General features: G+C 67.9%; 8 protein-coding genes. All 8 read left to right on the top strand.

Annotated features, from left to right (window positions below; all coding sequences use genetic code 11):
- The first annotated feature begins 75 nt into the window (after positions 1–75).
- The 8 genes from LG388_RS21720 (at position 76) to LG388_RS26730 (ending at position 23,844) form a co-directional block, all read left to right on the top strand.
- Complete coding sequence (locus LG388_RS21720; RefSeq protein WP_225784655.1) at positions 76–1,308, top strand: hypothetical protein; 1,233 nt, start codon at positions 76–78, stop codon at positions 1,306–1,308.
- Positions 1,305–4,100, top strand: a complete 2,796-nt coding sequence (locus LG388_RS21715; RefSeq protein WP_370630219.1) for a hypothetical protein — start codon at positions 1,305–1,307, stop codon at positions 4,098–4,100. Before LG388_RS21720 ends, LG388_RS21715 begins: the two co-directional genes overlap by 4 nt.
- Positions 4,101–4,191: 91 nt before the next feature.
- Positions 4,192–4,767 (top strand): GNAT family N-acetyltransferase, encoded by a 576-nt coding sequence (locus tag LG388_RS21710; protein ID WP_225784654.1) that lies wholly within the window; start codon positions 4,192–4,194, stop codon positions 4,765–4,767.
- A complete protein-coding gene (locus tag LG388_RS21705) occupies positions 4,764–5,651 on the top strand; it encodes a hypothetical protein (RefSeq protein ID WP_225784653.1) in 888 nt (295 codons plus the stop codon). Before LG388_RS21710 ends, LG388_RS21705 begins: the two co-directional genes overlap by 4 nt.
- A gap of 5 nt (positions 5,652–5,656) precedes the next feature.
- Positions 5,657–7,069: a methyltransferase domain-containing protein gene (locus tag LG388_RS21700; RefSeq protein ID WP_225784652.1), complete on the top strand. Its 1,413-nt coding sequence runs from the start codon at positions 5,657–5,659 to the stop codon at positions 7,067–7,069.
- 1 nt (position 7,070) lies between these two features.
- Positions 7,071–8,888, top strand: coding sequence for a transglycosylase SLT domain-containing protein (locus LG388_RS21695; protein WP_225784651.1), 1,818 nt, complete (start codon positions 7,071–7,073; stop codon positions 8,886–8,888).
- Between the two features lie 17 nt (positions 8,889–8,905).
- Positions 8,906–23,725, top strand: coding sequence for a PLxRFG domain-containing protein (locus LG388_RS21690; protein WP_225784650.1), 14,820 nt, complete (start codon positions 8,906–8,908; stop codon positions 23,723–23,725).
- Complete coding sequence (locus tag LG388_RS26730) at positions 23,722–23,844, top strand: hypothetical protein (RefSeq protein WP_255632212.1); 123 nt, start codon at positions 23,722–23,724, stop codon at positions 23,842–23,844. Before LG388_RS21690 ends, LG388_RS26730 begins: the two co-directional genes overlap by 4 nt.
- The last annotated feature ends 27 nt before the right edge of the window (positions 23,845–23,871 follow it).

Below are 23,871 nucleotides of genomic sequence, written 5' to 3'. Positions count from 1 at the left end.
GTTCATTGAGGCCGGATCAATAGCGAGGGCATCACAGCGCACTACGACGGCCTGCTGCGCATCCTCGGGCAGGAGGTGCGCCGCTTCGCGGTGCTCAACAGCACCGAGAAGCGCATGCCCGATGGTGTGGACCGTCTGGTGGACTCGCGCGTCTACCGGGCAACCTACGTCACCGACTGGGGCGAGGAATCGGCCCCGAGCGATGTGTCGGTGCTGGTGAACGTCGATCAGAACGACACCGTCACCATCTCCATCCCAGCGCCCCCGGCGGGCCGCAACATCACGAAGTGGCGCCTATACCGCAGCAACACGGGCACCGCGTCCGCCGCCTACCAGTTCGTGGCCGAGTACGACATTGGCACGCTGAGCGTGACCGACTCGAAGAAGGGGGAGCAACTGGGCGATGTGCTGAAGACGGAAGGATGGTTTGAGCCGCCGGCCGGCCTGGCGGGCCTGGTAGCCGTGCCGAACGGCATCATGGCGGGCTTCGTCGGGAACACGGTCTGTTTCAGCGACCCTTACCACCCCTACGCCTGGCCCATCGAGTTTCAGGTGACGCTTCCATACCCTGTGGTCGGCCTGGGCGTGATCGGCCAGGGCGTGCTGGCGCTGACGCGCGGCGGCGTGTACCTGCTGACCGGGGCTGACTCGTCCCAGATGACGGCTCAGGAGATCGATTCGGGTCAAGCCTGCGTGAACCCGCGCACGATCGTTTCGATGGATGCCGGCGTGATCTTCGCGACCCCTGACGGCCTGTGCTTCTGCGAGGGCACCAGCGTGCGTCTGCTGACCGAGCAGCACATCACGCGCGAGGACTGGCGCGCGCTGGGCCTATCCGACCCCGCTGCATTCGCTGTGGAGCACGAGGGCTGCTACTTCATCTTCTCGGCCACGGGCTGCTGGGTGTTCGACCTGGCGTCCAACCAGCTCATGAACGTCGGGGTGATCGCCACGGCCGCCTGGACGGACAAGGTGACGGACACCCTGTGCGCCGCGGTCGGCAACCGCATCCACGGCCTCTTCATCGGAGCCGGAAAGCGCACGGGGAAATGGCGAAGCAAGCTCGCCACGCTGCCCGCGCAGGCGCCGCTCGCCTGGATCACCGTGGCGAGCAACTTCGAGGCTGGCCCCGTCACCGTGCGCTGGTTCGGTGACGGCGTGTTGCGGTACACGGCGACCTTCACGAGCATCGAGCCGCAACGGCTGCCGCCGGGGCGGTGGCTGGAGCACCAGGTGGAGGTCGAGTCGCAATCCCGCGTCACGCTGGTGTTCCTGGCCAGCAGCACGCGCGAACTGCAGGCGGTGTGAGCATGGTGAGCCCATCTCGCGGACCCGCACGCCTTCCCGGCATTCCGCCGGCGCGCGACCTGCCGTCCGCTTTGCGCGCCATCGAGGCGCTGCGCGAGCATGCCGAAGCGCGGCAGGGCGCGCGCGGCGACCCTTACGAGCGCGTGCTGACCGTGCGCGACCTGACCGACGCAGGCCTCATGCGCATCGGAAAGCTGGCTCCCGGCGCCACGGGCGTGCTGACACTGCAGCCCGACGGCCGGTACCGGCTCTCCGACCCGGACGAATTCGCCAAGGGCATCATGAACTCGCGGCTCTTCCGCGACCTGATGAAGCGGCTGGACGACCCCACGCGCTTCGATCTGATGCCCGAGGAGGTGCAGAAGCTCCTGAAGATCGACTGGGCATCGGAGGCGGCGAAGCGCGGCGCAGACATCCGCCGCATCGAGTCGCTGGAGCAGAGCGCCAGCAAGTCGCTGGCCATCCTGTCCGAGCAGGTGACGGCGGCCGTGGACGGCGCCAACGCGGCCGTGCAGCAGCTGATCTACGCCTACGCCGCCCCTGGCATGGCCAGCGCCGCGATCGTGAACCAGATCCGCGTGCGGCTGGACGAGTTCGGCGGCGCGAATGTGACGCTGGAAGAGGTCATGCTGGGCTACGCCGACAACGCGGGCGTGCTCGGGCAGTGGACGCTCAAGATCAACGCGGGTGGGGCGGTGGCCGGCATCGGGCTGGCGGCCGAGGATGACCTGGCGGGCAACACCACCAGCAAATTCATCGTTGCGGCCGACAGCATCGCGTTTGTCGGCCCCGGCGAGACGATCGGCACAGGGCCCGGCCAGGTCGACCCTCAAAATCCAGGCGCCGGCCGCATCCCCTTCGGCGTGGACACCGTCAACGGCGTGGTCTACGTCAACGGCCAGTTGCGCGTGAATGCGAATGGTCCGCGCCTGGTGGACCTCGCCGCAGAGGCTGGCATTTCCATCACGGGCACGGCCGAGGCGTGGCGGGTCGACCAGACCGGCGCCAACATTAACACGGCCATCGTGCTGACCGCGAATCTCGCGGCGGGCCTGACTGGGAATGTGACGTGGAGCTACAGCGGCGGCAGCTACACGGGCAGCGTGCCGGGCGCCGGGACGACGAATAGCTGGGACATCTACGCCTCCTCTCAGCTCACCGACGTGGTGAGCTACACGGCCACTCTGGTGTCGGGCGGTGTGACCTACACCGACACAATCACCATCCCGCGGCTGAGAGATGGTGTCAGCGCAATTACCGCCCTACTCACGAACGAGACACACACCGTGCCAGCATCTGCTGCCGGCGTGCCCAGCAGCTTCACAGGGGCCAGCGGCAACATGCGGGTGTACCGTGGGACAACGCTGCTCAACACTGGCGTGGCCTACTCTGTCGCATCGAATCCTGATGGTGTGACGATCAGCATCAACGCGAGCAGCGGGGCCTACTCTGCGACTGCTGCGGGCACCTGGGCAGCATCGTCAAACACCACCGCTATCACGCTTCGGGCGACTGTCGGCGGCGTGCAGTACGACAAGATTTTCACGCTCACAAAGGCCTTGACTGGGGCGGCCGGGGCAGAAGGGCAGCGCGGCTCGCTGAACACGTATGGCGTGCTGGCCACGCTCATCAACTACCCGGCGCGGCCATCCGGGCTGGCGAAGTGGGCTAGCACGACGGCGAGCTCTGGCGGCGCCACTGCGGCCGACAACACAGCTCGCAATCTGGTGTGGACAGCGTTGGGCAATACCGGCACGCCTTCGAACAACGACCATCTGCGCATCGGCGATGAAGTGACCTTGTCCAACGGGGCGGGGACCGTCTCGGTCACTGGCTACTACGGAGGCGGTGGAGTTTGGCTCGATCCTGGCGTGGTGATCGACGGCAACCTGCTGGTGAAGGGCACTGTGAGCGCTGACACCTTCCGAGCCGGCACCACGGGGACTCTGGAAGGTGTGGAGATGACGCTGGGCGATGGTGCTGGCCTGTATGGCTACAAGGCGGGCGCCAGCTTCCGGGCAAACTCTGGCGCTGCCATCGGCTTGATGGGTCTGAACCGGCAACAGGGGTACGGTGTGGCTGCGGCCAATCTCCCGTCGGCTGGAGCGCCAGTTGGCGCGCTCATCGCCGTTGCGTCAAACAACAGCACCTTCACGGCATTTCGCACGGGCGCAGAGCTAGGGCGCTATGGCGAGGCGGGTCTGTTTCAGGGAAGCTCTACAGGTCAGCTTGGAACCGGGACGCTGCGGCAGTTGCGTGTTGCAACCAATGGCCGAGCGCTGGAGAACGTCGCTACAGAGGGTGCAGCCTACATCCCCGACGGATACCTGCCCTTCACGGGGTCGCACATCGGCATTGCGCCGGCGGGCGCCGAGTGGCAAGTCGGCATGATCGTGGTGGACGATGAACTGGTGGCCGCGACGGACATCAGCAACACCACCTTCACCTACAAGCCCAGCAGCGCCGCCAACGAGCGCGGCGCCGTGGGTGTGCTGGCGCGCTTTGAGGACATGGCCGGGCTGACCGACCTTCCCTACGAGTGCTGGTGGCAGCACTGCGATGGCCGGGCGGCTGTGGTGAACGCGGTGGGCGAAGGGCAGGTGCTGGTGTGCGGGCAGGGCGGCGACATCGAGCGCGGCGACCTGATCGTGGCCAGCGACATGCGCGGCATCGGCATGCGCCAGGATGACGACATCGTGCGCTCGCGCACGGTCGCCAAGGCGCGCATGGCCGTGCGCTTCGCATCGCCCGATCAGGTGCTGCTGGTGCCCTGCATCTACCTCTGCGGCTGACCCGACCCCCCTTGAACCGGGGATCGGGCGCCCGTAGGCTTGCCGGATGCGCGGAGCCCTTGCTGCATCGCTGGCGCAACGAGTCGGGCAGGTGCTCACGCTTGAGGCCGCCCGCCAGATCATGCGGGAGGTGCTGAACGGGGACGACCGTTCGATCTCGCCATCGGTGGTCCCAGCCGAGCCGTGGGGCCACTACCTCGTGCAGTGCGAGGCCATCGACCAGGTGCTGCCCGAGCTGGCGCGCCACCACGCCGCCTACCACGCCGAGGTGAACGCCGACGGCCCGCCTCTCGACTACGACTATCCCCGGCTGCTGGACATCTGGCGTGCGGGCCGAGCATTCCTGGTGACAGCGCGAGCCGACGGCGCCATGGTGGCGAGCCTGCTGGTGTTCGTCGGCCAGCGCATTGACACCCGCACCGCCATCACCCAGGACGACCGATTCTGGATCGACCCCGAGCACCGCGGCGGCATGCTCGCGGTGAGGGTGTGGCGTTTCGTTGAACGCGTGGTGCTGGCGCTGGGCATCCGCGAAGGCTGGATCGAGTCTCGTGACGCGAATGGCGCGGGCCGCATGGCCGAGTTCATGGGCTACCGCCGCGTGGCCACCAAGTATGTGAAAACGGCTGCGCAGGACGCTTGCGGCCCCGAAAGGAGCAAGCCATGAGCCGATGGCACAAGACCGAGTTCGACATGCTGCCCGAGCGGGCCTTTCAGCCGCGCGCAGGAGGCGGCATGACGCTCGAGGGCGGGGGAGGCGGCAGCAGCGCGATGGACCAGATGTCCATCATGACCGCCATGAGCCAGGCGAAGCTTTCTGCCGAGCAGTTGGCCTGGGCCAAGGAGTTGTACGCCGCCGAGGCGCCGGCACGGGACTATGCGACGGATCTTGCCAACCAAGTATCCGCGGCTCAACTGGCGCAATCGCAGTCTCAGACCCGGATGGCCGAAGAGGCCTACCAGGACTACAAGACGAACTACCAGCCGCTCGAACAGCAGCTGATCCAGGACGCGCGCAGCTACGACACCGAGGACCGCCGGGAAGCCGAGGCGGGCCGGGCCATGGCGGACGTGTCGCAGCAGTTCACGGCCGCCGGCGAGGCAGCCATCCGAGACATGCAGCGCTCGGGCGTGAATCCCAGTGACGGCAAGATGCTCGGGGCCCGGCAGGCGCTGGTCGCGCAGGAGGCGCTGGCGCGCACCGCGGCTGCGAACACCGCCCGCCGACAGGTCGAAACCGTGGGCGCCGCCAAGATGGCCGACGCTGCCAACCTCGGCCGAGGCATCGCATCGAGCCAAGCCACCAACGCATCGCTGGCGCTGCAGCAAGGCAATTCGGCTGTGGGCAACGCCTCGGCGGCGCTGGCGGCAGGCCAATCAGGCGCCGGCCTCGTGCAGGGCGCCTACGGCACGGCCATCCAGGGGATGGGCGCCGCGGGCAATGCCTTCGGGAACATCTCGGCGGCGCAGGGCGCTGCATCGGCGCAAAAGGGCGCGAACACCGCGGCGGGAGTGGGCGCTGTGGCGTCCGTGGCTGCCATCGCCATCTGAACGTGATGAAGACCCTCATGAACCCCGCCGCCGTGGACGCGGCCACCGAGCAGGTGCTGGCCCAAGACATCCGCGTGCTGAACGGCTCACTCTACGCGCCCGACGAGGCCGGCCATGTGGCGGTACTGCTGGCCGCGCTGGCGCCGCAGCAGGGCGCGCGCGTCATCGACGCCGGCTGCGGCTTGGGCGAGATGGCTCGACTGATGGCGCAGGCCCGGCCGGACCTGGACTTCCTGCTGGTCAACAGCAGCCAGGCGCAACTGGACCTGTGCCCCGCGCAGTTCGACCGCCTGCGCTGCGACTTCCACGACATGCCCTTGGTCGACGGCTGTGCTGACGCCATCGTGTTCAGCTACTCGCTATGCCACTCGCCCGACTGGCCGGCGGCGCTGCGCGAAGCGCGGCGCGTGCTTCGTGACGGCGGCGTGCTGCTGGTGAACGACATGGCGCGCGTGGCCGGTGACAACGCCGAGCTGGAGCGCGTGCTGGGTGCGCGCGCCCAGGCACCGGAGGATGTGATCGATTGGGCGGCGCGCGCCGGCTTCCGGCTGGACTCGGCCCAGGCCCCGGTCGCGGTGGTCGACCGGCTCGCCGACGTGCTGGTGCAGGACGGCGTGTCGCCGTCGATGCTGGACGACTGCGTGCCGATGGTGTGGCGCTTCATCGCTGTGCCGGCGGATGAGGCGCGCTGGCTGCGACACCGCGGCCGCGTGGGCTTCCAGTTCAGCGGCGGGCGCGACAGCACCGCCGCCCTGTACCTGCTGCGCGCGCGCTGGCCCGACATGACGGTCTACCACCTGGACACCGGCGACCAGTTCCCCGAGACGGGCGACATAGTGCGCCGCGTGCGCGAGGACGTCGAGGCTGCCGGCGGCGCGTTCATCACCGTGACGACCGACGTGAAGGCCTACCGCGCCACCGTGGGCTGGCCCAGCGACATCGTACCGACCTTCAACACCCCGCTGGGACGGCGCGTGAGCGGTGAGGCGCAGCCGCTGGTGGACCGCTACCAGTGCTGCTGGGACAACCTGATGTGGCCGATGTACGAGCGCATGCGCGCCGACGGCATCACGCTGCTGGTTCGCGGAACGCGCGACGACGAGTTTGCCGCCCCGGTGCTGCGCGACGGCGACGTGGCCGATGGCGTGGAGGCGCATTACCCCATCGGCGGCTGGACCGCAGCGCAGGTGGATGCGTACCTGGCCGCCGAAGGCCTACCGGTGGCCCCGTACTACGCGCGCGGGCTGACGCGGGCGCCGGAGTGCATGGGCTGCACGGCCTGGCTTGATGAGGGGCGGCTGCGCTACATGCGCGACCACCATCCGAAGCACTGGGGCTCCGTGGTTGAGCGCCTGGAGACGATCAACGACGAGGTGGGCCGGGCGGTTCACTGGCTCAAGCACGAGATGGAGGCCTGACATGGCAAAGGGATGGGGCTTTGCGCTGCAGAGCGCGGTGGACGGGTACATGCGAGGGCAACGCATCGTCGATGCTCAGGCTGATCGCGAATACCAATTGCAGCAACGCCAGCGGCTTACCAAAGAGCAGGCGGAGGCTGACGCACTGAAGCAGGGTCTCAAGGACGCAGCCCAGCCTGTGCAGGTACAAGAGACGGGTGGGCCAAACCAACTGCCGGACTGGGCGGACAGCCGGGACGCAGGATCCGCAGAAATGCAGGCGCTGCCAAACGCAGGCCTCGTCGACAAGCCCGTGGGCTTCTCGGTGGCTGGCCAGACCTACGCGGATCGCGCAGCGGCCGATGGCGCCGCTACCAAGGCGAATGCTCCGGAGGCGGTGGCAGCGCGCGCGGCGCAGGTCTACCGTCAGCACGGCCAGTTGGACAAGGCCGCAGCCCTGGAGTCCAACCAGCGCCAGGCCGAACTTCAGAAGATGCAGATCGAAGAGACGGCACGCACCCTGAAGAAGAACGGCGTGATGGATGCGCTGGCGCAGTTCCGAGCAACCGGCGATGCGGCTTCTGCGACCAAGGCGTTGGCCGGCGCTGGATTCCAGATCGACGGGGAGGTGAGCGTCGCGCCTGTGGAGCTTGACGTTCCCGGCCTGGGCAAGATCAAGACCTATGAGGCTTCCTTCGGCATGAAGGACGGCGACAAGGTCGTGCCCATCAAGCTGAATGCGCACCAGGCGACCATGGCCATGATGCCGTACGAGCAGGTGATGGCGCAGCAGGCGCGAGCGGCAGAGACGGGGCGGCAGCAGGCCAATGCCGACCGCAGCTTCTATGAGGGCGTGCGGCAGTTCAACATCAGCAACGATCGTGCGAACCGCACGGCAGACCGCCAGGACCGGCTGGCGGACACCCAGATCAAGACGGCTGAGCTCGCCCTCTCTGAGGCGCAGAACAACGCCAAGATCCCTGCCGCCGTCAAGACCCGCGTCGATGGTCTGCGCAAAGAAGCCGACACCATCGGCGCTGCGATCGTGAAAGCGCAGGCGGAGGGCTCTTGGTCTGCCGAAGCCCCGGGCGCTCGCCAGCTACTGGAGCGCCGCGCTGTCATCACCGAGCAGATTAACCAGGCGCTGGCGCCTTACATGCCCGAGAAGAAGGGCGAGGACGACGACCCGTTCCTGTTGCGCAAGGGCGGCGCGCCAGGCAAGGCAATCCCCTTCAATTCGCCGGCGTGGGACGGGGCGGAGGCTGCAGCTGCGAAGAAGGTCGGCGTGCCGGCCGAGGTGCTGCGCACGATCCGAACCGTGGGAGAGCGGAGCAACGGTGACCAGGTGTCGCCCAAGGGCGCACGCGGCGTCTACCAGTTCATCCCCGCCACCCGAGAGGCCTTCCAGAAGAAATACGGCGTCGACGCCTATTCCGACGACCCCAACGAGCAAGCACTTGCCGCGGCCTACCACCTGAAAGAGAGCTTTGACCGCACCGGCTCCTGGGACAAGGCGATGGCTGGCTACAACGGCGGCATCAGCGGGGAGCGGGGCACGAATCCAACGGCCGAGAACCGCAACTACTCCGCGCGAACGAGCGCCGCACTTGCCGCCGCAGCAACGGCCGCAGACCCGATGGAGGCCGTCTACCGGAAGCAGGTCGACGAGCTCAACAAGGGCACGCGCGTGGACCTGAGCAGCGACGTGAAGGACTGGATGAGGCGCCGCGACGACGACAAGAAGCAGCGCTTCAGCGCCGCACAGGCCGCCTATCTCCAGCAGGAGAAGGAGCGTGCACAGCGCGAATCCAAGGCCCTGGCTGCCCAGGCCCGTTCTTGAACCAGACCCGCACGCACATGGACATCAATCAGATCCGCCAGCAGAAGCCCGAGTGGAGCGACCTCGACGACACCCAGGTCGTGAGCGTGCTGCGGCAGGTGTACTACCCCGACATGGCAGACGCCGACATCGCAAAGGCGATCGGAGTTCAAGCCCCTAAAGCACCCGCGCCTGAGCGGACGGCGCTTGGCACTGCCGGCGATGTGGGCCTGTCGCTGGTCAAGGGCGCGATCAGCGTGCCTGAGGCGGCCATCGGGCTGATGGACATCCCGACCATGGGCCTCGCCGGCAAGGGCGCCGAGGCGCTGGGGTTCCGGCCGAAGGAGGCCAAGGCTTTCCTCGACGAACAGTACAGCGGTGCGCAGCAGGCAGCCAATCAGCGGTTGAACGAGGCTGAGGGCTTCGGCGGCAAGTTCGCCGCCGCTCTGCAGAACCCGTCCGTGATCGGGCATGCCGCCGTCGAGTCCCTGCCGCTGATGGGCGCAGGCGGGGTGGTGGGCCGCGGTGTCGCGGCACTTTCCCCTCGCGTGGCGCCGTGGGCAGCGGCTGCCGCAGGCGAGGGGGTCGTGGGTGCGGGCTCGGCCGCCGAGCAGATCCGGCAGGAAACGCCTGATGGCACGTTGACGGGTGGCCAGGTCGGCGCCGCGCTGGCCAGCGGCGCCGGCACTGCTGCTTTCGGGGCGTTGGGCGGCAAGATCGCGCGCTCGCTGGGCATCGCCGACGTGGACACCATGATCGTCCAGGCCGGGCGGAGCCAGGCCACCGGCAAGGGCGTGGTGCGCCGCGTGCTGGAGGGCGCTGTTGCCGAGGGTCTGCTGGAGGAGCTGCCGCAGTCGATCCACGAGCAAGTGATGCAGAACGCGGCGCTTGGCCGCCCCCTCGATGAGGGCGTTGACCAGGCTGCAGTGCTGGGCCTGCTGACCGGCGCGGCCATGGGCGGCGGCGCGAACGCGCTGGCGGGCAGCGGCCGGCCAGCAGCGGCGAATGATCCGAGCGATACCACCATTCCTGCCGCGAACGACCCTGCGGTTCCCACGCTTGCGCTTCCAGCACCAACCATTGCGGTCGGGCCGGACGGCGTGGCGGCCACCGCCGATCAGCGGCAGCAGGCGCGCAATGAACTTGCGGCGCGTCAAGGTCAGATCGTCGAGCGTGGGCCGCTGTCGCGCGCCACGGCAGCGGCGCTCGGCGCCGGAGGCGTGACGGACGTGGCCTTGAAGCCAGCGAGCGCTGCTGTCGCCGCTGCGGCCACCGATACGGGCTTTGCAGCGGCAGATCCCTTGGCCGGTCAGGTCACAGAGCCTGCCGAAGTGATGGCCGACCCGGAACCGCCGGTTCTTGACTATGCCGACCTGAGCGACGAAGACCGCTCGGCAGTCGATGACTACTACCGGCTGCTGGACGACCAGACGGCCGCTTCGCTGGGCGACGCACTGAGCGATGCCGACATCCCCGACTTCGGCGCGGCCAGCAACGTGTCCGAAGAAGACTTTTTGCGCGCTTTGGGCGCGAGCGAACAGGAGATTAAAGATGCCCTTTCAGCTTCCGCAAGACCCGACGGAGCGATCCAAGGTGCTGCAGGCGATGCTGCGACTCAAACGAATGTCACCGCTGGCGCGAGCCAACGTACTGAGCCAGAACCGGCCATTGCAGAACCAGCCGCCCGAAGCGGTCCTGCCGCCCGAGCCGAGCCCAAGCGAGCCCCTGAACCTGGTGCAGGTTCTGTAGCGCCTACCGCAGCCGTTGGCGGCGCCCAGGAGGGGGACATCACCAACAAGAAGGGCAAACCCTTCACGGTGCGCCTGCCGGCCATCAATGCCGCGAAGGCCGCAGGCCCCGGTCACGAGGTTGTTGCGGTGGAGGGCGGGTTCGTGGTGCGCAAGCCAGCGTCTGCCGCAGCACCTGCGATTGAAGGCGAGGACCGTGGCGACGGCTGGACGGCCTTCGCCAAGGAGTCCGGCACGTTGGGCGTGCCCCGCGCCGAGATGCCGCAGATCAAGGCCGAGCATCGCGGCGCCATGGCCAACTTCATGAACGCCCGCGGCGTGGCGCACGCGGAGGAGGAAGTCGCAGCGGACAGCCTCAAGCCGACTCAGGCCGAGTTCAGCCGCGAAAAGGTGGAGAAGGCCAAGGCGTTCACGGGCGGGAATCGTGCGATCCTGGTCTCCCGGGACGGCCATGTCCTCGATGGGCATCACCAGTGGATGGCCGCACGCGAGGCTGCACAGCCGGTGCGGGTCATCCGGCTTGACGCCCCCGTGCAGGACTTGCTGACGCTGGCTCGGGAGTTCCCCAGTTCCACGACCGATGCAGCAAGCGCCGGGCAGGAGGGAGAGCAGCCGCCGGCGATCGTTGAGCACACCACGGGCCGCGGCAAGGTGCTGCGCGGCGTGGTGCGCACTGACCTGGATGAGCCCGCTGCCAAGGCGATCGACCCCTACACCTTCAAGAAGGACGGTGGCTGGTTCATTCGCGAGAAGCACCTGGGCGAAGCCGGCGCTGCTGTTGAGCAGGAGCCGATGGGCGAGCGGCCCGCGCAGGCGTCCTCTGCGCAGGTCGAAGAGGTTGGATGGGAGGGCATGACGCCCAACCAGCGCCGCCGCTCTCGGCTGGAGCGCGAAATCGCCACGGGAGAGACGAACAATGGCGGCGTGACCGCCGCGCTGCGACCCGCGGCCATCGAGAAGCGCCGGCAGGAGCTGGCGGACATGGGTGACAAGGGCCAACTGCCCGCGGCAGCGCCCGCAGCGCCGCAGCCGGCCGTGAAGAAGGACACGCCGAAGCAGCGTGCGCAGGCGAAGCAGCAGGCCATCGCAGACCACTACGCCCCCGGCAACATCGTGCGCAGCTACGGCGGCGGGCATGACCGGGTATTGGCGTTCACCCCGCCAGATGCCGAGGGCCGCTGGTCCGTGCAGGTGCAGGCGGTGGAGCGCGATGGCGACGGCTGGCGCGAGGTTGCGGGCAGCCGGCCGCGCACGCATGGCACCGAGCCGAGCGCCCGCGAACTGACGGCCGGGCCGGTGGAGATGGCGCACGCGCCAGCCAATGAACCCCAATCGTCGACCAATCCGAGCACCAATGCGCAGCAGGTGACGCAAGAGCCGGCGCGGCCTACAAGCGAAGCGCCCGCCAACAGCGAGCCCGAATCAGGCCCAAATCCGCCCCAATCGTCGACCGCGGCACAAGCCAATGCGGAGCCGGCCGCGGCGCCCGCCGAATCCAGCGCCCCGCCGGCGGCGGTCGTTGAGCCCGTCACCTCGCTGCATACCGGCAAGCCCGACCCGGACAACAGTGGGGCCATGGCCGAGCTGGAGGGCTTCCAGCCGGGCGACGCGGTGGATGTGGAGGGCCGCACCATCGGCCGCAGCACCATCGAGGCGGTCTTCCGCCGGGCCATGAAGGGCATCGGCATGGTGGACATGGCGCGGGTGGTGGGGGCGGACGGCAAGAAGCTGGACGTGCTCATCAGCAACCTGCGCCGGCCGGATGTCGCCTCAGCCCCAGCGAAGGAAGCGCCAGCAGCGCCGGCACCCGACAAGGACGGCAACACCATCGTCGGGCGGCGCGCCGACGGCGTGATGATCCGCCAGGACGCGCGCGGCGTGCGCTGGTACGCGAAGGACGGCGTGCGCATCAGCGAGACGGTGAGCACGCGCCCGACGCGCGAAGGCATCCAGATCGTGCGCGGCGAACTGAAGCCGGAATTCATGACGGCCCAGGAGTTGGCCGAGTCTGGGCAGAACGACGAGCTGGACGCCGAGATGCGCAGCTACGAGGCCAAGGCCGACCAGCCGCAGGCCAAGCCTGGCACGGTGAGCGTTCCGCCTGCCGTGGACGCGGCCCTGACCGCCGACATGGAAAAGCAGCAGGCGCGCGTGAAGCGCCTGCGCACAGCCGCAGCGGCCGACGGCCTGACCCTGGATGAGAAGAAGGCCGCCCAACTCAAGGTGACGGCAGCGGAGACGACGCTGCGCGTGATGCGCACCAAGCGCTTCGACGCCGAGGACGCGGCCGTCAAGGCGGTGGCCGACAAGGATGCGCAGGCATTCGCCGAGTTCGCCGACCTGTTCCCTTCCGCAGCCGAGGCGGTGCAGGCGCTGATGCCGGCCAAGAAGCCTGCCACCAAGAAGAAGCCCAGCGCCGAAGAAACCCGCGCCAAAGCTGACTTGATGAACGCGCTGGCCGACCTGGGCGACATCCTGGGCAAGTCCACCCGCATGAACATCGTGCCGGAGCAGGAGCAGAAGCTGCTGCCCGTGCTCACGCGCGTGCTGGACGCGGCTTTTCGCCTGGGCTACCACAAGTTCAAGGACTCGGCGAAGTTCGCCCTGGACCAGATCCGCCAGCACCTGGGCGATGATGCGGCCGAGGCGCTGACACTGGACCACCTGCAAGGCGCCTACATCGCCATGGCCGGCGGCAAGCAGGGCGCGGACACCAAGCGCGCGGTCATCGACGTGGAGGAGAAGTCGGAGATCGAGCGGCACGAGGCCGTCGCAGTCGAAGAACAACCCTCGGAAGCTGAGCCGGCGGATACTCAGGCCGAATCGAAGGAGAGCAATGATGCAGCACGCCAACTGGATCGCGCAGGCGCGCGCCCACTGGAAGGAGCACCTGCCGAAGATGTACGCCCGGCTGGAGAAGGCCGGAGCGCTGGACAAGGCGCTGACGGAGGCCGCGGAGGCGACCAGCGCGGGCGTGCGAGCGCTGACGACGCAGGGGGCGACCTGGCAGGAAGCGTGGGAGCAAGTGCGCGAGCAGTACCTGTTCCTGCCGGAGGAGCCCGCGCAGACGCCGCGGATGCGAAAGAGCGCCGGGTTCCGCGCGCACGCCGACCTGATGCAGGGGCTGTCGGACTTCGACCCCAACAGCAAGGACTGATCCCCGAGGGTGGGCCCAATCCGGCCCCGAATGCGCCCGTCATCCCTGCGCCGCAGGCGACCGACTTCACCATCGACGCCGACTTCGCACTCGGCGAGGGCGGGCAGAAGACCAAGTTCAAGAACAACCTGGCGGCGATCCGCCTGGCCAAGGCGTTCGACGCCGACCCCGACCGCTGGGCCACGCCGGAAGAGCAGCGCACCCTGGCGCGCTACGTCGGCTGGGGCGGCCTGGCGCAAGCCTTCGACGCGAACAATGCCGACTGGGCACGGGAGCACGCCGAGCTCAAGGAACTGCTCACGCCTGAGGAATACGCCGACGCGGCCCGCTCCACGCGCTACGCCCACTACACGAGCCGCGAGGTGATCGTGGACGGCATCTACGCCGCGCTGCGCCGCTTCGGTTTCGCCGGCGGCAAGATCCTCGAGGCCGGCGCCGGCGTGGGCAACTTCCTGGGCTTGATGCCGGCCGACATGCGCAGCGCCACGCGGTTCACCGCCATCGAGCGGGACCGCCTTTCCAGCACCATCGCGCGCCAGCTGTACCCCAAGCAGAACGTTCAGCGCGCGGACTTCACCGAGTTCAAGGGCACCGACGCCTACTTCGACGCCGCGGTGGGAAACCCGCCGTTCGCCAGCGACCCGCAGACGGACACGAGCGGCCGGAAGCACCTGTCCGGCCTGAGCCTGCACAACTACTTCTTCGCCAAGGCGGTGGACATGCTGCGCGAGGGCGGCGTGCTGGCGCAGGTGGTGACGAACAGCTTCCTCGACGCCAAGGCGGACGCCGCGCGGCGCTACATCGCTGACCGCACGGTGTTCCTGGGCGCCATCCGGCTGCCGAACAACGCCTTCTCCAAGAACGCCGGCACCGAAGTGACGACGGACATCATCTTCCTGCAGAAGCGCCCCGACGGCGAGATCGGCGGCCGAGCCGCGAAGCAGGACGCCAAGAGGTGGCTGAACGTCGGCACCCACACGGATGCGAAGGGCCGCGAGGTGGCCCTCAACCAGTACTTCATCGACAACCCGGACATGATGCTGGGCGAGTTCGGCGCCTACGGGACCATGTACCGGGGCGACATGCCTGCGCTGGTGGCCCGCGAGGGGCAGGATACGGCTGCGCTGCTCCGCGAAGCGGTCCAGCGACTGCCGGAGGGCGTCTACACATCAATCGCCGACACTGCAAGCACGGGCCAGCAGCAGGCGGCCATCGTGGCGCTGCGCAATCCGACGGTGCAGGAGGGCGGCTACTACACAGCCGAGGACGGCAAGCTGATGCAGCGCCTGCCCGACCTGGGCGGCGAGGCGCGGGCGCAGGAGATCACGCCGGCCACCCAGTGGACCGAGAAGACGACGCTCGGCGACACCGGCTTCGCGCGCATCAAAGCGCTGTCCTCCATGCGCGCCACGTTGCGCGGGCTGATCGCGGCAGAGATGGCCGACGACGACAAGGGCATGGGCCAACTGCGTGCACGGCTCAACGAGCAGTACGACGGCTACCGAAAGGAGCACGGGCTCATCAACGACCCGAGCACCCTGCGGGTGTTCGAGGACGACCCCGATTACCCCCTGCTGGCCTCACTGGAGCACGGCTACACGCCGGGCGTCGGACCCGCCGCAGCGAAGCGACAGGGCATCAAGCCCACGAAGAGCAGCGCGAAGAAGGCGCCTATCTTTGATCGCCGCGTGGTGGCTGCGCGCAAGCCCGTGCGCAAGGTCGACTCGCCGGCCGATGCGCTGGCCGTTTCGATGGCCGAGCGCGGCAAGCTCGACGCCTCGTACATCGGCAAGCTGCTGGGCCGCGACCCCGACGATGTGCTGCGCGAACTGGCCAGCGGCGACAAGCCCGCCCTGTTCCGCGACCCCGCCACCGATGAGTACGTGCTGCGCGACGCCTACCTCTCGGGTAACGTGCGCGCAAAGCTCGCCCAGGCCCGCGCGGCTGGCGTCATGGCTAACATCCGCGCCCTCGAAGAGGTCCAGCCGGAGGATGTCGGCGCCGACCAGATCGTCGCCCGCGTGGGTTCGCCGTGGGTGCCCACGAAGGTGTACGAGGACTTCGCGAGCCAGTTGTTCGGCGACGGCACCGAGGCCCGGATCACGTACGTGCCGCTGAACAGCAGCTTCCAGGTAAGCGTGAAGCCGGGCAACAACGTGGCGTTCACCTCCACCTTCGGTACTGCCGCTGTAGACGGCGAGGCGCTGCTGGCCGCGTTGCTGAACAACCGCCCCATCAAGGTCACCTACAAGGATTCTGAGGGAAAGACACACGTCAACGCCGAGGCCACCGAGCAGGCGAACAACAAGGCGCAGGAGATCAAGGAGAAGTTCAGCGACTGGCTTTTCGCGGACAGCGACCGCTCCGAAATGTTGGTGCGTGCTTACAACGACACGAACAACAACTATGTGACCCGGGTGTACGACGGCAGCCTGATGGACTTCCCCGGCAAGGTGCCGGACGAGATCATCAAGTTCCGCCGCCACCAGCGCAACGCCATCGCCCGCACGGTGCAGGACCGGACTGTGCTCTACGACCACGTCGTCGGGGCCGGCAAGACCTTCACCGTGGTGGCCAGCGCGATGGAGTTGAAGCGCACCGGTCTGGCGCGCAAGCCGATGGTTGCCGTCCCGAATCACTTGGTGAAACAGTGGGCGGCTGACTTCTACCGCCTGTACCCCGGCGCGAACATCCTGACCGCCACCAAGAAGGACTTTGAGCGGGCGAACCGCCGCCGCTTCCTGGCCAAGATCGCCACCGGCGACTGGGACGCCGTGGTCATCGCCCACTCGTCGTTCGGCTTCATCAAGCCGGCGCCCGAGTTCGAGGCCGCGTTCAATCGCCAGGAGATTGCAAAGATCACCCGCACCATCGAGCAGGTGGGCGGCGGCACGGGCGATGCGGGCCAGAAGAAGCGCACGGTCAAGCAGCTGGAGGGCCTGAAAGAGCGGCTGGAGAACCGCATCAAGGCGCTGCGCGACAAGCCGATGGATGACCTGCTGGACTTCGAGCAGATCGGCGTCGACCAGCTCTTCGTGGACGAGTTCCACCTGTTCAAGAACCTGATGTTCAGCACGAAGATGCAGAACGTGCAGGGCCTGGGCGACAGCCAGGGCAGCCAGCGTGCCTACGACATGCTGGTGAAGATCAACCAGATCTTCGCAAAGAACGGCCGCGACCAGGGCTTCGTGGCGGCCACCGGCACGCCGGTGTCCAACTCGTTGGCCGAGATGTACCACATGATGCGGTACCTGATGCCGACCCAGATGCGCGAGCTGGGGTTCGAGTCGTTCGACGCCTGGGCCAACACCTTCGCCAGCGTCGATCAGGTGTGGATGCAGAAGCCCAGCGGCGACGGATTCAAGGCCTCGTCGCGGATGGCGAACTTCGTCAACACGCCCGAGCTGCTCAAGATGTTCGACCAGGTCTGCGACACGGTGACCATGGACGACATCAAGGCGGCGTATGCCGAGGAGAACGACGGCGCGACCTTCCCGCTGCCGCGCCTGAAAGGCGACCGCCGCACGCCCGTGTCGCTGGAGAAGACGCCGGCGCAGGAAGCCTACATGGAAGACCTCGCGCGCCGCGCCCAGGTGCTGGAGGCCAGGAAGGGCCCGCCGAAGAAGGGCGAGGACAACGTGCTGGTCATCATGGGCGACGGCCGCAAGGCGGCGATGGACATCCGACTGGTGGACCCGAAGGCGATCGAGCGCGAGCCCGGCGGACGCATCGACCGTGCCAGCGATGAAATCGTGGCGCGCTACCAGCGGTTTGCCCACGTCAAGGGCACGCAGTTGGTGTTCTCCGATCTGGGCACGCCCGTGAAGCACGCCAAGGCCGAGCTCAAGGAGTACGAGGCGCTGCAGGGCCGCATCACGGCGGCCAGCGAGGACATCCTGGCCAGCGCAACTCTCGGCAACGAGGCGGCGCAGGCGATCGCGGAAGACGCCGAGGCGGCACAGCAGGAGATGGACGCCAAGGGCGCCGACTGGCTGGATGCGGTGCGCGCGGCCGAGCGTGGGTTCAGCGTGTACGACGACCTGCGGGCGGCGCTCATCGAAAAGGGCGTGCCCGCCGAAGAAATCGCCTTCATCCACGACTTCAACACCGACGAACAGAAGGCCGCGCTGTTCCGCAAGGTCAACGCGGGCGACATCCGCGTGGTGATGGGCTCCACCCCGAAGATGGGCGCCGGCACCAACGTGCAGGAGCGCCTAGTGGCGCTGCACCACCTGGACGTGCCATGGAAGCCGTCGGATGTGGAGCAGCGCGAGGGCCGCATCATCCGGCAGGGCAACGTCCTGGCGCACGGCCCGGCCGCGCTGCCCGACTTTGAGGTCGAGGTGCTTGCCTACGTCACCAAGGACACGCTGGACATGCGCATGTGGCAGGTCCAGGAGACGAAGCTCAAGATGATCAACCAGCTTCGTGCCCGCAAGGTGGGCCGCGAGGTGGACAACGCCTTCGAGGATCTGGAACTGTCGGCCGGCGAGATGCAGGCCGCAGCGACGGGCAACATCGACCTGCTGCACGAGATCCAGCTGCGCACGGACGTGAAGAAGCTCGAGCAGCGCAAGCGCGCTTTCGATGCCAGCCGCAACGAACTGGAATCGCGCCGCCGACGCGCCGCCGAAGTGCTGCAGCGCCTGCCGGCGGAGATCGAGGCCGCCGCGCCGCTCGTTGAGCAAGTTCGCCAGTACCAGCAGGACGCCCAGGAACGCCTGGAGGCTTTCAGCGCAACGATCGATGGCCGCGAGTTCACGAACTGGCGCGAGGCTCAGACCTACCTGCACGAAATCGATTCCCGCAAGGTCACGACGCAGGACAAGGACGGCAAGGAGGTTGAGCGGGCCGCTCCCATCGATGTAACGATCGACGGGGAGCGCTACACGGCGCGCGCGCCCATGGCGGAGGCCTTCTCCGACCTGCGCGGCGACGTGGACCCGATCGTCTGGACTGTGGGCGGCGAGGAGTACCGCCGCCGTGCTCGCATTCAGACCGCCATCCGACAGCCGGTTGTCGACGCGATCGCCGACCAGACGCAGAAGCCGCTGGGAACCATCGGCGGCTTCGAGGTGACGGCGGAGGGCAATGTGGGCCGCGATGGCTCGAATCGCCTGGAAGTGACGCTGTCGCAGAGCGGCAAGGTCGTCGCGTCGCGCGATGGCGAGATCCTCGACTCCATGCAGGCGCCGGCCACCGTGGTCCGCTGGGTGGACGCAATGCTGAACGGCCTGGTGTCGGAGCACAGCTACCTGAGCGCACGCCTCCAGCGCGCCCAGAAGGAGCAGGCTGACCTGGACAAAACCGAGGCGGCCGGCGATTGGCCCGACATGGCGAAGCTGGAGGACGCCCGGGGCAAGCACAAGGCGGTGCTGGCGCGCCTGGCTGGGAAGGGCGCGAAGGATGCAGCAGCTGGTACTGACCCGGCATTCAGCCGCGGCGCGGGCGCCGGCATCGGCGTCGAGCAGGTGGCGAAGGCCGTCCAGTCGCTGGTGAAGGACTGGGCCAACGCGCCCAAGATCACGGTCGTGGCTTCGATGTCCGACCCCAAAGTGCCCGAGCGCGTCCGCGCGCACAACGAGGGGCAGAAGGCCCAGGGCGCAGAGGGGGAGCCGGAAGGCTTCTTCTACCGTGGCGAGGTGTTCATCGTGGCCGACCAGATGAACAGCACCGAGGACGTGACGCGGGTGCTGTTCCATGAGGTTCTGGGGCACTACGGCCTGCGCCACGTCTTCGGCGCGGACCTGCAGGCCATCCTTGCGCAGCTGGCCACCGTTCGGCGCGGCGAGGTGGCCGCGAAGGCACGTCAGTACGGCCTGGACATGGACAACGATGCTCAGCGACTGATGGCCGCGGAAGAGGTGCTGGCCGAGATGGCGCAGACCGCGCCGGAACTGGGCTTTGTGAAGCGGGCAATTGCGGCAGTGCGCACCTGGCTGCGCGAGCGTGTGCCGGCCTTGCGCGGCATGCGCATGACCGATGAAGAGATCGTGCGCAACTTCATCCTGCCGGCGCGGCGGTTCGTGCAGCGCGGCGGCCCAGGCGGCGGACCGCGCGGGGGCGTGCCAGCATTCAGCATGGCGGAAGACGGCGAAGCGGGCGCGCTGCGCGCGCTGGCCGAGGTGGACGACTTCTTCGCGCTGCCCAAGCCGGCAGGGACGACGCTGGAGGAGATCGTCGCCGAGGTGAACCCAGCCTTCAAGGTGCGCAAGATGCCAGCGTTCGCCGGCCGCACGGACTACCAGATCACCGCGCCGGACGGCATGACGGCCCGGCTGATGGTCCGCGCGCCCAATCCCTACGGCCCCCAGCTCTACGGCTACGACGTGGTGGACGGGGACATGTCGGGCCAGGTCACGCAGCGACCAGGGCTGAACCCGGAAGATGTTGAGCCGACGGGCGACGTGTGGATCGATGTGTCGTTGATGAGCGAGGGCCAGTACGGCGCCGAGGTCTACCAGATGGCTGCGGCTTTCGCGCACAACACGGGCCGCATCTTCATCGGCGATCCGGCGGGCCTGAGCACGGTTGCGCTGCGCCGCCGGCTGGAGCAGATGATCTCCAGCGCGCTGAAGTTCGGCACCACGGCGCACCTGGCCCCACACCCCGACCAAATCCGCGGCGGCGAGGGAGTGCCGCCGCTGACCTGGATCTACGGTGACCACGTTGGCAACGTGAGGCGCATGATTGCTGCGTCGGTGGCGGCTATGGATAATGCCTTCCCCGCCTCGCGCAACATCACTTTCGACCTCGCCAATGGACGTTTCCACCGCTCGGACACTGGAGCTGCAGTCTCGCTTGGACAGCTTGGTGGGAACGGCGCGCGAGAACGATCCACTCGAAGCCGCTCTGCGCAAGCGGCACAGGCTGGTTGGCGAACTGTGGCGCGCACAGCTGTCTTCCGAGCCCTTCTTCGCGAAGGAAGCGGCGGAAGCCGAGGCCAGGACGGGCGACCCGCTGCACTACTGGGTGGGCTACTCGCAAATGCACCCCAACTCAGTTCCCCTGACCGCTCCGGCCGGATTTTCTATTCCCGCTCTGCTGCAGCAGCTGATCGAGCAGGAACAGAGCGCACTGCCGGCCTGAACGATCCCCGCGACTTCCGCGCCAAGGCGCAGGACGCGGTCAATGACCTGTTTCGCTCCCCCGGGGTTGTTTCCTGGTGGCACAAGTCCGTCGGCACCATGCACGATCTGGCGCAGCGCGCGCCGGCGTTCAAGCGGGTGTACGACGCCGTGCAGGACTTCCTGCAGGACGTGAGCTTTTACGCCACCGAGGCCGCCGACCTGGCGCCGCGCATCCTGCCCAAGCTCGACAGCATCGCTGACCTGAAAAAGACGGCGCTGTCGGCTGAGGACACCAAGGCACTGAGCCGCCCAGTGTTCGAGGGCACGCTGATCTGGGCACGCGACGAGAGCGGCAAGCTCACCAAACTGGCGGACTTGGAGGCGCGCTACGCGCAACTGTCGACCCAAGACAAGGCGCAGATGCTGCTGCGCCGGCGCCGCGTGACGCCTGAGCAGCTGCAGCGCTGGCAGGCTTCTAAGCTGGACGTCTACGAGGGCGCGGTACGCAACCGTTTCGAAGCCGAATTCCTGCAGGCCGGCGTGGTGTTCACCGATGCCGAGCTGCGCCAGGAATTCGGCGCGACACCGCACCACATCAGCCTGTACCGCGAGTTTCGCGCGGCGGCCGACAAGAGCCTGAACCGCCTGGGCCAGGCCGAGATGCTGCGCTTCGGTGGCAAGGATGTGGCCGAGCTGCGCGACATGGTCATGGACGCCGCCAGCGCCTACGACGCAGCCGAGATCCTGCGAGATCACCTGCATCGCATGGCCGACGACCAGCCGCAGCGGCGCGACGTGCTGCTGGACACCGCGAACAAGATCATCGAGAAGGGCGATCGGATCAACGACTTGGTGCGGCGCGGCTACGCCCCGCTGTCTCGCTTCGGCTCCTACACGCTCGACGTGGTGGACGCCAACGGCGAGCGTGTGTACTTCGGGATGTTCGAAGGCCGGCTGGAGCGTGGAGCTATGGCGCGCCGCATGCGCCAGAACTTCCCGGGCGCGACGGTGACGATGGGCACGAACTCCGAGCAGTCCTACAAGCTCTTCAACGGGATCACGCCGGAGACGCTGGAACTGTTTGGCGAGATGGTGGGCCTGGAGGCCGAGGGCGACGACGCCCAGCACCAGATGTTCCAGCAGTACCTGAAGCTGGCCAAGTCGAACCGCAGCGCGATGAAGCGGCTGATCCAGCGCAAGGGCATCGCCGGGTTCAGCGAGGACGCCGGCCGCGTGCTGGCTGGCTTCGTCTACTCGAACGCGCGGCTGTCGTCGCAGAACCTGCACCAGGGCGAGATCACCCGGGCGACCAATGACATCCCGAAGAGCGACGGTCAGCTGAAAGACATGGCCGTGCGGCTCACCGACTACGTGCGCAACCCGCAGGAGGAGGCGCAGGCGCTGCGCGGCCTGCTGTTCACGCAATACCTGGGCGGCTCGCTGGCATCGGCCATGGTCAACATGACCCAGCCCTTCGCAGTCACCATGCCCTACCTGTCCCAGTGGGCCGGCGTGCGTGGCGCGGCCACCCAGATGAAAGACGCGCTGCGCGACGTGATGCGCGCGAGCACCGGGGACGCGAAGCTGGACGCGGCGCTGAAGAAGGCAGAAGGCGAAGGCATCGTTGCGCCGCAGGAGGTGCACCAGCTGCTGGCGCAGGCGCGCGGGCAGGCTGCGCTGAAATCCGGCGATGGGACCACGACCGGCAACGCCCGGGCCGCAGCGTCCAATGCGCTGAGCAAGCTGGCGCTGGCGTGGGGCAAACCGTTCAGCCTGGCCGAGCAGTTCAACCGGCGGGTCACCTTCATCGCGGCCTACCGCACGGCCGTTGCGAGCGGAATCGCCGAGCCGGCACAGTTCGCAGAGAAGGCGATCGCCGACACGCAATTCGTCTACAACAAGGGCAACAAGCCGCAGTGGGCACGCGGCCCGGTGGGCGCACTGGCCTTCACCTTCAAGCAGTACAGCATCAGCTACACGGAGCTGCTGCACCGGCTGGCCACGCGCGGCGGGCCCGAGGGCAAGCGCGCGGCGGCGTTCATGCTGGCGATGCTGTTCCTGATGGGTGGGGCCGGCGGCCTGCCGTTCGTGGAGGACGCCGAGGATCTTCTGGACGGGATCGCCCAGCGCCTGGGCTACTCGTTCAGTTCGAAGCAGGCGCGCCGGCAGTTCTTGGCCAGCGTACTGGGCGAGAGCGCGGGCGCGTTCGTGGAGCGCGGCGTGTCCGGCCTGCCGGGCGTGCCGATCGACGTTGCGGGCCGCCTGGGGATGGGCGACCTGCTGCCCGGCACGGGCCTGCTGACCAAGAAGGAGGACTACAGCCGCGACGTGGCCGAGTTCGTCGGCCCCTCGGCCGACCTGGCGCAGCGGATGTTCCAGGGCGCGGACAAGGCGCTGCAGGGCAGCCCGCTCCAAGGCGCACAGATGATGGCCCCGCGCGCCGCCGAGAACCTGCGTAAGGGCGTCGAAATGATGATCGACGGGGAGTACAAGGACACCCGCGGGCGCAAGGTGGTCGACACGACGCTGTCGGAAGCCATCACCAAAATGATCGGGTTCCAGCCCACTGATGTGTCGAAGGTCCAAGAGGCGACCTTCCAGACCCAGCGCATGGTGTCGCAAAATAGGCTGGCCAAGCAGGAGTTCGCGGACGAGATGGCCAAGGCTGTCTACGACCGGGACTACGCCAAGCAGCAGAAGGTGCGCGAATCCGTGCGCGAGTGGAACCGTCGGAATCCCCACTCTCCCATCACCATTGACATGGCGGCCGTCCGGCGCCGCGTCGTCGCGATGCGGGCGGACAAGGCTACACGGGTCGAACAGGCAGCGCCGAAGGCGATCCGTGCGGAAGTGCGCAAGCAGCTGCAGGAGAGCGGGTCATGAGATTGAGTGGAGCGTTCGTGGCGCTGGGGTTGGCAACCGTGGCGCTGGCCGACTGGCGCGCCGCGCTGGCACTGGCGGCCATCGGGGTAGGGGTCTGGGCCTGGCTGCGCCGACAGTAGCCTTTTTGCGAAGCCGGGGTTACCCCG

It is taken from the genome of Xenophilus sp. Marseille-Q4582 (assembly GCF_916700565.1).
Classification (GTDB): domain Bacteria; phylum Pseudomonadota; class Gammaproteobacteria; order Burkholderiales; family Burkholderiaceae_C; genus Xenophilus.
This window is presented reverse-complemented; position numbering and strand designations above follow the sequence as displayed.

Bases quoted from the DNA above. Each gene is read 5' to 3' on its own strand.
- LG388_RS21700 (WP_225784652.1), top strand. From the start codon at position 5,657: ATGAAGACCCTCATGAACCCCGCCGCCGTGGACGCGGCCACCGAGCAG.
- LG388_RS21695 (WP_225784651.1), top strand. From the start codon at position 7,071: ATGGCAAAGGGATGGGGCTTTGCGCTGCAGAGCGCGGTGGACGGGTAC.
- LG388_RS26730 (WP_255632212.1), top strand. From the start codon at position 23,722: ATGAGATTGAGTGGAGCGTTCGTGGCGCTGGGGTTGGCAACCGTGGCG.
- LG388_RS21690 (WP_225784650.1), top strand. From the start codon at position 8,906: ATGGACATCAATCAGATCCGCCAGCAGAAGCCCGAGTGGAGCGACCTC.
- LG388_RS21705 (WP_225784653.1), top strand. From the start codon at position 4,764: ATGAGCCGATGGCACAAGACCGAGTTCGACATGCTGCCCGAGCGGGCC.